General features: G+C 42.6%; 10 protein-coding genes. 6 read left to right on the top strand and 4 right to left on the bottom strand.

Going from position 1 to position 11468, the window contains the following annotated elements:
- Positions 1-133: 133 nt before the first annotated feature.
- The 3 genes from ACFPOH_RS12035 to ACFPOH_RS12025 all read right to left on the bottom strand — a co-directional run bounded on the left by ACFPOH_RS12035 (position 134) and on the right by ACFPOH_RS12025 (position 1817).
- Complete coding sequence (locus tag ACFPOH_RS12035) at positions 134-967, bottom strand: S-layer homology domain-containing protein (protein ID WP_390309851.1); 834 nt, start codon at positions 965-967, stop codon at positions 134-136.
- On the bottom strand, positions 964-1245 hold the full coding sequence (locus ACFPOH_RS12030; protein WP_342580982.1) for an S-layer homology domain-containing protein: 282 nt from the start codon (positions 1243-1245) through the stop codon (positions 964-966). The genes ACFPOH_RS12035 and ACFPOH_RS12030 overlap by 4 nt, the downstream gene beginning before the upstream one ends.
- A gap of 413 nt (positions 1246-1658) precedes the next feature.
- Complete coding sequence (locus tag ACFPOH_RS12025) at positions 1659-1817, bottom strand: hypothetical protein (protein ID WP_390309849.1); 159 nt, start codon at positions 1815-1817, stop codon at positions 1659-1661.
- Between the two features lie 161 nt (positions 1818-1978).
- Here ACFPOH_RS12025 and ACFPOH_RS12020 point away from each other — a divergent pair, with 161 nt between their 5' ends.
- The 4 genes from ACFPOH_RS12020 (at position 1979) to ACFPOH_RS12005 (ending at position 7312) form a co-directional block, all read left to right on the top strand.
- A complete protein-coding gene (locus ACFPOH_RS12020; RefSeq protein ID WP_390309848.1) occupies positions 1979-2638 on the top strand; it encodes an S-layer homology domain-containing protein in 660 nt (219 codons plus the stop codon).
- Positions 2639-2845: 207 nt separating this feature from the next.
- Positions 2846-3916, top strand: a complete 1071-nt coding sequence (locus ACFPOH_RS12015; protein ID WP_390309847.1) for a CAP and S-layer homology domain-containing protein — start codon at positions 2846-2848, stop codon at positions 3914-3916.
- Between the two features lie 232 nt (positions 3917-4148).
- The gene (locus tag ACFPOH_RS12010) at positions 4149-5072 is read left to right on the top strand and encodes a C40 family peptidase (protein ID WP_390309845.1); all 924 of its coding nucleotides are present in this window, start codon (positions 4149-4151) and stop codon (positions 5070-5072) included.
- Between the two features lie 317 nt (positions 5073-5389).
- Positions 5390-7312, top strand: coding sequence for an N-acetylmuramoyl-L-alanine amidase (locus ACFPOH_RS12005; RefSeq protein WP_390309843.1), 1923 nt, complete (start codon positions 5390-5392; stop codon positions 7310-7312).
- Between the two features lie 116 nt (positions 7313-7428).
- Here ACFPOH_RS12005 and ACFPOH_RS12000 read toward each other — a convergent pair whose 3' ends face one another.
- Positions 7429-7707, bottom strand: a complete 279-nt coding sequence (locus ACFPOH_RS12000) for a hypothetical protein (RefSeq protein WP_390309841.1) — start codon at positions 7705-7707, stop codon at positions 7429-7431.
- A gap of 335 nt (positions 7708-8042) precedes the next feature.
- On the opposite strand from ACFPOH_RS12000, the gene ACFPOH_RS11995 reads away from it, so the two are divergent.
- On the top strand, positions 8043-8948 hold the full coding sequence (locus ACFPOH_RS11995; RefSeq protein ID WP_390309839.1) for a C40 family peptidase: 906 nt from the start codon (positions 8043-8045) through the stop codon (positions 8946-8948).
- Positions 8949-9308: 360 nt separating this feature from the next.
- Complete coding sequence (locus ACFPOH_RS11990) at positions 9309-10763, top strand: N-acetylmuramoyl-L-alanine amidase (RefSeq protein ID WP_342580990.1); 1455 nt, start codon at positions 9309-9311, stop codon at positions 10761-10763.
- Positions 10764-11468 lie beyond the last annotated feature (705 nt).

Here is an 11468-nt window from a genome sequence, read left to right as displayed (position 1 = left end):
TGTGCTAACTTAATTTTAACAGAAGAGGTCCTTATTTTTTATTGAAAAAATGAAAAACAGCCCATGAAATTTCATTCCAAAATTTCATGAGCTGTTTTCATTTTAGAGGGGGTTTTGTCCCAGCCTCTAAAAATTACTTACGACCAACTTGTAATCCCAAGCAACCATTCTTCTCATCATAAAGAGCATGAACTTTGCGACCACCAGCACTAAAATTTTCTGGAATGTCATTTTTATCAAAGTAGTTCCAAACCGTCATATAATCCTCTTCAAAGTATAATTTAAATAACTCTTTGGCTACGATTGGAATTCGATATGCTTGAGGAATTAACCCTCCAGCATCTCCGTCCCACATGTAAAAGTTAATATATACTTCGTATTGACTGCTTGGAGATGCTCCAAAAACTTGAATAGCTCCTGGTCTACCTTGAATGTCGTAACTTCTTCCATCATCGCTAAATCCAAGTTCATTCTGTAAAATCTTAAAGTTTTCAAGAGTATTAGGACTCCATTTTGATTTTAGTGTTGGGGCAGTCCAGCCATCTGGATAGGTTTTGCCAGGTGTATTTTGGTTTGAATTGCTTGGTGGCGTTGTTGGAGCGAATGACTCATCTAACAAACGAGCCATCATTAACGCAAACTGTGTGCGTGTAATAGGGTTGTTAGGGCCGAATGTTCCGTCTCCATACCCGATAGTGATTTTATTTTGTGTTAAGGTTTGAATCGCATTGTAAGCCCAATGAGATTTTGGAACATCTGAATACGTAATGTTCGAAGTGCCTTGTAAATTGTAGGCATTTACCAAAATCGAAGACATTTGGGCACGGGTCAGTTTGCCGTATGGATCAAAGAATTTTTGACCTTGTGCATTGGTTTTTCCTTGGATGATCCCCAATTCAACCGCTTTGGCCACCATCTCGTAACCATAAGTGCCAGGTTTCATATCCATGAAACCGGGATCTTTCACATCAGAAAATCCGTAATGCCTTTTTCCCGCAAAATCATGGTCAAGGCTTGGAGGCGCGTAATGTTATCATTCACGCCAAAATGGCCATCGGAATAACCTTTGATGATTCCTTTTTCGGACAAGTATTGGATTTCCTGATATGCTCTGAAATTTGTTGGCACATCTTTGAAGGGTTGGGTTTCCGCAAAAGCTGAAGTCGCAATGGATGCGGATAAAGCAAACGATCCCGCCAATACCATCGCTTTTTTGCTGAATCCTTTCCAAAGTTTTTGACTCACTTTTTCCTACCTCCAGTTTTTAATAAACAATATATTTTTTTGATATAGAATTTTGGATGTTCAATGACATTCCGTAGTCAATATCGACAATATTTTGGAAATATTTATAAGATATTGTAAAATAATATAATTTTTTTTGTAATTAAATTTTGTGGCGCTACCGGAAAGTTCGTTTGAAGGGTTGGAAGAAGCTGACTTAAAGATGAAAACTCAAGATTCCTATAAACATTCCGGTGAAATTTGCCGATGAGAAATAAGGGCGAGCAATTTTAATAATACAAGTCTTTTTTGCTCTTGTACGTTAGGCTGCCAACCAAAATGGAATTTGATTGGCAAACTTGCAGGGGAATTTGGATCAAAAGGGCTGAATGGAAAGTATTTGGATTTTCATTCGGCCTTTTGTGTTCTGATTCCTATAATCGCAAGGCGCTTTCCTGGGAGGGATCATCGCCAAAACCGGAAAGAAAATCGCCAAACCGGAAGACATCATCGCCACAATCATGAAAATAATCGCCAAGCAAAAAAATAACGTCTTCCAAAGAGGAAATCATCACCTCACTCGCCGACATCATCGCCAATCGTCCAATGAAAATTCTCCTATGCCTGGGAAATCGCATCCTCGAATTCCAGAAAAAATCGTGCCAATTTCCCTCATCCAAATCTTCATTTTGAATTATGATAGAATCATAGAAATAACTTCGCTCAAAGAAAGTGCGAAATAGGAGGAAAATCAATGACCATACTGAAAAAATGTTGGATATTCGTCATCGGGATCATCACCGCTTCCATCCTTGTGGCGGCCCCTGCCAATGCGGCGACGAACCCATTCATCGATGTCACGACAAAAGATACCCACTATCCAGCCATCGTGGAGCTGTACAATAAAGGAATCGTTGAAGGGACAAGCAGCAAAACCTACGAACCTTACAAGCAAGTCACACGCCAGGAAGCGGCTTTATTTATTGCCAATGCGTTGAAGCTGGATACAGTGAATGTTCCGAACGCCAAATTCACAGATGTGCCGAAATCAAGCAAATACTATGGGGCCATTGCCGCGCTCAGTTATAAAGGCGTGATCAGCGGCTATCCGGACGGCACTTTCCGCCCGACAAACACATTGACCCGTTCCCAAATTGCCAAAATGATTACGTTGGCTTTTGAATTGTCCATCTCCAAAAATACCGTGACACCATTCAAAGATGTCAATTCCATTTCCGACATCCCAACAAGACAATACATTCAAACCCTCGTTGACTATAAAATTACAACGGGCACAACGCCTACCACATTCAGCCCTTATACTGCGTTGACCCGCGGACAATTGGCCACATTCCTGAAAAGAGCCATTGATGCGACGGGCGGAGGGGATTTCGAAATCATCGGCATCGAATAAGCGTGAAAAAAGCATTATCCCCGGCATCTTTATCTTCCGGGGATAATGCTTTTTATTCACCCTCAAAAAATATTGCAAATTTTGGACATTTTGGCAGTTGAAAATTAATTTCTATGAATCCACGAAAGGTTATTGCAATTGAAATAGAGAATCAATAATATATTAACATTGGGTATAATCCAAATTGCTTAGAGTGGAGAGAATATAATGAAACGAAAAATTGTGTTGGCCGCCTTATTTCTATTTTTGCTTGGGATTTTTTCACACACTGAAACGACAGCACTGGGAGCTTCCAACCAAACATATAAAGATATCAATAGCAACTTTTGGGCATCGACATCCATTTTGGAACTGACCAAAAAAGGGTACATAAGCGGATACGCTGATGGGACTTTCAAACCAAATCAGTATGCGACCCGTGCAGAGGCGGCAAGCGTCCTGGCCCGGTCACTGGAGATCCCGCTCGACTCCAATTTCGTACTGAAAGCGAAGGATGTTCCGGCAAGCCATCCATATTATAAAGAAATCCGAAAGCTGGCGGAGTTAGGGATCGTGCAAAACAACGAATCTTTCCGCCCCGAAGAGCCGCTGACAAGAGCCCAAATCGCCAAAATGATCGCCCTCACTTACAATGTAAAAGTGGATTCAATCAATAAAACCACTTTCAAAGACTATCCGAAAAACTTTTGGGCAAAGGATTACATTGAATCCCTGGCGGATGTGGGCATCATCAAAGGGACTACCTCCACCACATTTTCGCCCAATAAAAACGTCACAAGGGCGCAAATGTCGGAACTTGTTTACAGAGGCATCGATTTCAAGAAAAAAATCAATTCTTATCAATTGGCCTACGACTATTTATCCAAACATTACATTTCGACAGTCAATACGGCGGCCGGCTGGACAAATGAAGTCGTCAATTTGGTGAATGAAGAGCGGAAAAAAGCGGGGCTTCCCGCATTGAAACAAGACTTGGCCCTGAATCAACTGGCGATCATCAAAGCCCAGGACATGATTCAAAGAAAATATTTCGACCACTATTCCCCATATTACGGTTATCCGTGGGACATGGCCACTCTCTTTGATTACGAATTTACGAGATTTGGAGAGAACATCGGCCGCAATTTCAAAAGGCCGAAAGATGTCGTCAATGCGTGGATGGCATCCAAAGAGCACCGGGACAACATTTTGAAAGATTCCTATACCTATATCGGGGTGGGAATCAAAGCCGATGCCAATGGAAACTATTATTGGGTTCAGCTGTTTTCTAGTAAATAACTTGTAATAAAGTATATCTATTATTACAGGAATATTACAAACATCGACATAGTAATATCATATTTTTCTGTTATAAGTGCCGAATTTCCTCAAATAACAAGGATTTCGGCACTTTCTGTTATAACCGGAAAAAGTTACACAAATGAAAAATTACGAGAGTTCATTCTATGGTAGTCTATTAACTGTGAGTGTATAGTGAACGGAATAGTTAGTTGAAAGGGGCCAAGTGTTCGTGAAGAAGAAATGGATATTGCCAATGTTTGCATCATTTATGCTTGTATCAGGAATTGGAGTAAGCGCGGCAGAAGCTGCAACAGTGAACGAATTAACTAGTACAGCGAAGCAATATATCGGAGCGCCATATAAATATGGTGGAACAAACATTCAAACGGGAATCGATTGTTCCGGATATACGCGCTATATATTCTCAAAATTCGGAATTTCTTTGAAACGCTCTTCAAGAGAACAATTCACTCAAGGAACACCTGTATCCAAAAGTGATTTGAAACCTGGAGATTTGGTGTTCTTCAATACATCCGGCTCAGGCGTATCCCACGTCGGCATCTATTTGGGAAGCAATCAATTCATTTCCGCTACGACTTCCGGTGGCGTAGAAATCGACAACATCAATGACCGTTACTATTGGGGCTCCCGTTATGTCGGTGCGAGACGTGTGGCGGAATTTACAAATGAACAAGCGGAACAAGTAAAAGAAGCCGCAATCGATTTCAGCGTTTATGCATCCCGTGGTGAAGCTGCAATCCGCCTTGCCGCTGCGTTAGGTTTGGATACAAACGACACAGCTACGCCATTCGTTGATGTGAAACCTGATTCAAAATATGCTGGAGCGACAAAAGCATTAAATGAATTACAAATCTTCACAGGCGATGCGAGCGGAAAATTCAACCCTGGTTCTCCGATCACACGCGCCCAATTGGCCAAAGTTTTGGTGAAAGCTTATGGTTTACAAATGAAAGGTGAACCAAAAACATTCACAGACGTGCCAGCAAACCACTGGGCATATGAATATGTTCAAATTTTGGCATCCAACGGCATCACAACAGGCAAATCGGACGGTTCATTCGGCGTGGATGATTACGCAACATTGGAACACTTGGACATTTTCATTGAACGTATAAAAAATAATTTACAATAATCATCAATCGCTACCAACTTCAACTTGTAGGAATTGAAATACATCCATAAAAATAGGAGAGAGGTCATTACGAACCTCTCTTTTTTATTTTTCAAGATTTATTTTTCAAGAGGGAGCCGAATCTTGATATTTCATTAATACCCAATGAAGCGGAAAATTACACCTCCCTTTTCATTTTTTGTTGAAAATTATTTTTTTGGGTCGAAATTATTGGGTCATCCGAGGATGAAATTGGGTAATAAGGTAGAAAAGACGGATGTATGCAAATAATTCTTTTGGTAGAATAAAATTACTATCTTAGAAGGGCGGGAAGATAATTGTTTAAGAAAAGAGCAGGTTTTTTGTTCACAGCTTTTGTCCTGTGTTTGTCGTTCCTATTGAATATACATACGGCTAGTGCAAAAGTACAATTTGTCGATGTGCCGACAAACTACGATGCTTATGAGGAAATTCAGTATTTGATCGGTTTGGGGGCCATCAAAGGGTACGAAACGAAAAATGGTACATATTATAAGCCGCATGAGCCGGTATTGAGATGGCAGGCGGCAAAAATGGTGGTAATTTCCAAAGGGCTGGGAACGCTGACAGTCAGCAAATCTTCATTCAAGGATATCCAAGCGGGCACCGAAGTTTCGCAATACGTGGAAAGGGCCGTGAAAGCGGGATATTTCACAGCTTATAACAATAATGGCGAATTTAAGCCTTATGTCAATTTATCCCGTAAGGAAATGGCGAAGGTTTTGGCGGTCGCCTTCCAGTTGGATGCGGATAAATATGCCAATTTATCGGTTCCGTTTAAAGATATTTCGAAAAACCATCCATATTATAAATACATTGCGGCCATTTACTACAACGGTATCACGCAAGGAAGCCCTTCCGGCAATGATCGCGTCTTTATGCCGGATTCTTCCGTTACCCGGGGGCAATTCGCATCCTTCATCGCCCGGGCAAAAGAATCGCGTTTCCGTTTGCCATTGCCGGTCCAAGGGGTGCAAGTGCCAAATGAAAAAGATGCCATTGGTACGGTGATGTCTACGACGGACAGCTTGAATGTGCGCAGTTCCAAAGATACCTCCTCCAATGCCAATCGGATCGGGCAAATCAATAAAGGGGACAAGCTCCCTTTATTTGAAATTCAATCCGGCTGGTTCAAAGTGATGTATAAAGGGCAATATGCCTATATTTCCAGCAGCTACGCCCAAGTGGTGGATGATTCGGGGCAACCCCTCGGCAAAGTGCAGAAAAATGTCATCGCCACACAAAAGGTGAATGTTTATAAATCGGCGAATACCAGCTCCAAAGTGATCGGTTCTTATAATGCCAACGAACAGATTCCGGTGTATAAAACCGTTGGAAATTGGTATTTGACGCAAAAAGGAGGCGTTCCGGGCTATGTTCCAATTTCATCGACGAAGGAACAGGCTGCAGCAAAGCCGGTAGAGGAAAAGCCTAATCCGGGAGAGACGCCTGTCTACACAACCAATACAATTGGACGGGTGACAACGAACGGATTGTACATCCGCCAAAATGCCAACGCTTCCTCCAAATCCCTCGGCACCCTCAACAAAGGGGATGTGGTGGCCGTCCATTCCATCAGCGGAAACTGGGCGAATGTGACGACAGCCAAAGGGACAAAAGGCTATGTGCATAAAACCTATTTGAAATTGATCAACCAAAGCGGCAGTCCGGTGAAAGGGCGCATCATCGTCATCGATGCGGGCCATGGCGGCAAAGACCCTGGCGCATCCGATGAAGGCGCGGTGGAAAAAGAGATCACCTTGAAGGTGGCGACCGTTGTGAAAAATAAATTGGAAGCGGCCGGGGCCAAAGTCGTCATGACGAGAACGGGCGATACGTACCCAACCCTTGAAGACCGGGTGAATATTGCATTGAACCACTATGCGGAAGTGTTTGTGAGCATTCACGTCAACTCCGCTGCAAGCAAGAGCGCCAACGGAACAGAAACGTACTATAGTGTACAGGGAAATGTGAATGTGGAAGAAGATGCAACGTTGGCGAAAGCGATCAACAATCAAATTGTGAAAAATGCGGATATGTACAACCGCGGCGTTAAACAAGAGGATTATTATGTGATTCGCAATATGCTGCTTCCATCCGTATTGGTGGAATTAGGATTCATTACCAATCCGGAAGATCGCGCGAAATTGACAAACAGCGAATACATCGAAATCTTCGGCGATTCGATTTATAAAGGAATTGTGGAATATTATCAAAATTGATGTGAAGGCTCAGTAGGCTGCTCGATGCGGCCGTTGGGTAATGAATTATTTGACTGTCTGGAAGGGGAAGTTTCCAGGCAGTTTTTCTTTTGGTTGGGCGTTTCAGGCTGGGGGCACTACCTTGGCGGATAATCGCCGAGGATTAAAATAGGGGGTTCTTCCCGAGCAATAATGGCCAAAGTCGCGGAAATAATCGCCACATTGGGAAAGATAATCGCCAAAAGGAAGAAGATAATAGCCGCGGGGCAAAAAAGGGGCACCTCTGCAATAGGATCATCGCCAAAGTTACGAGAATAATCGCCCCATCGGGAAAGATAACCGCCAAAGGGATAGAAATAATCGCCAAGTGACAAAAAGCCACCAGCCAAATCAATCGGATCATATCCTTCCTTCAAATGCGAAAATCCTTCCCTAAATCAAGCCACCAAAAAGCGTTTCAACCATCTTCCATCTAAATCAAAAAATTACTTTATTTATGTTAAAAATCCATTATTATCCTCGATTTCCTTTTAAAAAATATCATTTTTTTAATAGTAATATTACAAACGTATTACATTTTATCACTTTTTGTAAAATGGAATGTCGTTAAATGCGTTATTTTCTTCCTTAGACGTAATTTTTCTCAAAAATCACAAAACAAATCGTTACATAAATGAAAAATCACTGGTCCAAAATTTATGGTAGGCTCGAAATAGATTGCGAAGTGAGGAAATTGAAGGAGGATTTGACAGTGAAGAAGCGATGGCTAATACCGGTTTTTGCATCTTTCATGATTTTTACATCACCCATCGTGGATGCGGAAGCGGCAACTACACAAGAATTAGTAGCAACAGCAAAACAATACATAGGGGTCTCATATGTATGGGGCGGCACGACAACACAAGGATTTGATTGTTCCGGATTTACGCAGAAAGTATTCGCCGATTTGGGTTATCAAATCAACCGGACATCCGCAGCCCAATATGCACAAGGCACGCCCGTTTCAAAAGCAAATTTGAAGGTTGGGGATCTCGTATTCTTTAATACGTCCGGAAATGGCGTTTCCCATGTAGGGATTTACATCGGAAACAATCAGTTTATCAATTCTTCTTCAAGCAAAGGGGTCAGCATTGCTTCATTGGATAACAGTTACTGGAAGAGCCGTTATGTTGGAGCAAAACGCATCGTGGATTTCTCAAAAGCGGCTCCTGAAGTGAAACCGGCAGCGGTCGATTTCAGCTTCTATGCTTCCCGCGAGAAAGTGGCTTTGCGCTTGGCGGAAGGGTTGGGCCTTGATACTTCCAATACCAATTCGCCATTCGTCGATATCAAACCGACCGATTCAGTGGCTGGGGCCGCAACAGCCCTTCATCAATTGAAAATCTTTGAGGGGAATGAACAAGGAAAATTCAATCCGAATTCTCCGATCACCCGCGCCCAAATGGCCAAAGTGCTCGTAGTGGCTTTCAACTTGCAACCGACTGGCAAAGCGGTGCAATTCCATGATGTACCTCAAAATCATTGGGCTTATGATTATATTACAATTTTGGCGCAGCATGGCATTACCATCGGAAAAGGCAATGGCTTGTACGGACCGAACGATTATGTGACGCTTACTCAGTTGGAGACTTTCTTAAGCCGCGCAACGAATCGATGATATAGGTATTTAAAGCGCCATAATGGCAAGAATTTCTGTAATTTTACAAGAGATTCCACAATTGATGCATTGCTCGGAAAGGGAGGGACAGTTCGCTTTCAAATGATTCCTTTCCCGCAGCAATGCTTCAATTTGGCTTGTTTGCGGAAAATTATTCCATGATTCATCCAAAGAGATTCCGATCCGTATAGAAACCAGCAATTTTTATCAACCGGAAAGAAAATTAACAAAAACTACTAATTATCTGTTGCTTTATCATTAAAAAATGAAAAATGCCTTTAAATCACATCGAAAAAGTGCTATTTTTGGAAATACCAGTTACTATTTTGTACGAATTTGGAAGGGGGAGTTGGAAACGAAATGTTTTTGAAAAAATTCGGCTTCTTATGTGCATTATTGTCGCTTGTAATGATGGCGGCATTCAGTACGGAAGCATCCGCGAGTCAACGGTTTGCAGACGTTCCTGCAACTCATGAAGCCTATCAACCAATCAATTATTTGGCGGATCGGGGCATCATTAAAGGCTATAACGAAAATGGCAAGCAAGTGTTCAAGTTATATAACTCTGTCACTCGTGGACAAGCCGCAAAAATGGTTGTGCTGGGTGCAGGTTATCAACCGCTGAAAGTTTCGCAATCTTCCTTTGTGGACGTCAATCCGAAAACAGATCCTGAATTATCGGGATTTGTGGAAAGAGCGGCCAGTCTGGGGCTTTTCAACACTTCCAATAAACGGTTCAATCCGTATGCCCCGCTTACCCGTGGAGAAATGAGCATGGCGGTGGCAAAGGCATTCAAATTGGATGTGAACAAATATGCGTCTTATCCGTCGCCATTCTGTGACATTCCAACCAACCATCCGTATTTTAAATATATAAATGCCTTATACTACAATGGAATTGCCCAAGGAAGCAACGGAAAATTCAATCCGGACAGCTATTTGACAAGAATGCAATTCTCCTTGTTGGTGGCACGGGCCATGAACGCCCAATTCCGTCTGGATGTGAAACCGGTGACGGGCCAAAATCCATGCCAGCATCAAACGGCTCCTGAAAGAACGGATACCATTGGACGCGCGACGGTGAATGATTTGAATGTCCGGAGTGCGGCGAATGCAAGTTCCTCCATTATCGGAAAATTGAATCGCGGCGATGAAGTGTACGTCATTTCCATTGATGGTTGGTGGGCCAAAGTGAACTATAAAGGTTCCGTCGGCTATGTGCATAAAACGTATTTGAAATTGATCAACCAAAGCGGAACGGCCGTGAAAAACCGGATTATCGTGATTGATCCAGGACATGGCGGAAAGGATCCGGGGGCAGTAAACGGCAGTTATGCGGAAAAACGCATCGCTCTGGCGGTGGCCAGCACGGTGAAACAAAAGTTGGAAAGAGATGGCGCGGTGGTGTATATGACGCGCGAAGGGGATACATATCCTACATTGCAGGATCGGGTGGATTTTGCTCAAGGGAAATATGCTGAAATGTTCGTGAGCATTCATGTCAATTCCTCATCCAGTTCCAGCGCCAAGGGAACAGAAACGTATTACAGCATTACCGCAAATGATAATGAACTCGAAGACAAAGCGCTTGCGACAAACATCAATAACGAGATTGTGAAGCAGGCGGATATGGTGAATCGTGGAGTGAAACGCGAGGATTATTACGTGATCCGCCACTCGGTCTTCCCGTCGGTGCTTGTCGAGTTGGGCTTCATTACGAATAATGAGGACCTCTCCAAACTGGTCAACAGCAACTATCAAGAGATTTTTGGAAATGCGATTTATCAAGGAATCGTCAATTATTATAGTAATTAATGCGGGTGGGCTGCCTGAAGAGATGAAAGCTTTTTGGGCGGCTCATTCTTTTTATTGCTTTGGGATTGCGGGGGGAATTCTTTAGGGCAACAATGGGAAATTTGGCTTTGTAGCAGAATCAGTGCATTAATCCGCCATGCTGATGAAGAAATCCGCTAAACAAAAGATTGAGGCTTCATAAAAGAAGGAAAACCGCCAAATTTGGGAACAAATCCGCCATGCTGATGAAGAAATCCGCCAAAGTTCAAGGAAAATCCGCCAAACGAAAAATTGAGGCTTCATAAAAGAAGGGAATCCGCCAAATTTGGGAACAAATCCGCCATGCTGATGAAGAAATCCGCCAAAGTTCAAGGAAAATCCGCCAAACGAAAAATTGAGGCTTCATAAAAGAAGGAAAACCGCCAAATTTGGGAACAAATCCGCCATGCTGATGAACAAATCCGCCAAAGTTCAAGGAAAATCCGCCAAACGAAAAATTGAGGCTTCATAAAAGAAGGAAAACCGCCAAATTTGGGAACAAATCCGCCATGCTGATGAGAAAATCCGCCAAAGTTCAAGGAAAATCCGCCAAACGAAAGATTGAGGCTTCATAAAAGAAGGAAAACCGCCAAATTTGGGAACAAATCCGCCATGCTGATGAAGAAATCCGCCAAAGTCCAAGGAAAATCCGCCAAACGAAAGATTGAGGCTTCATAAAAGAAGGAA

Origin of the sequence: Ureibacillus suwonensis (assembly GCF_042655065.1) — a bacterium.
Taxonomy (GTDB): Bacteria; Bacillota; Bacilli; order Bacillales_A; family Planococcaceae; genus Ureibacillus; species Ureibacillus suwonensis.
The sequence above is the reverse complement of the archived record's forward strand: the minus strand, read 5'-3'. Positions and strand labels throughout refer to the sequence as shown.

Bases quoted from the DNA above. Each gene is read 5' to 3' on its own strand.
- ACFPOH_RS12015 (WP_390309847.1), top strand. From the start codon at position 2,846: ATGAAACGAAAAATTGTGTTGGCCGCCTTATTTCTATTTTTGCTTGGG.
- ACFPOH_RS11990 (WP_342580990.1), top strand. From the start codon at position 9,309: ATGTTTTTGAAAAAATTCGGCTTCTTATGTGCATTATTGTCGCTTGTA.
- ACFPOH_RS12020 (WP_390309848.1), top strand. From the start codon at position 1,979: ATGACCATACTGAAAAAATGTTGGATATTCGTCATCGGGATCATCACC.
- ACFPOH_RS12025 (WP_390309849.1), bottom strand. From the start codon at position 1,817: ATGATGTCGGCGAGTGAGGTGATGATTTCCTCTTTGGAAGACGTTATT.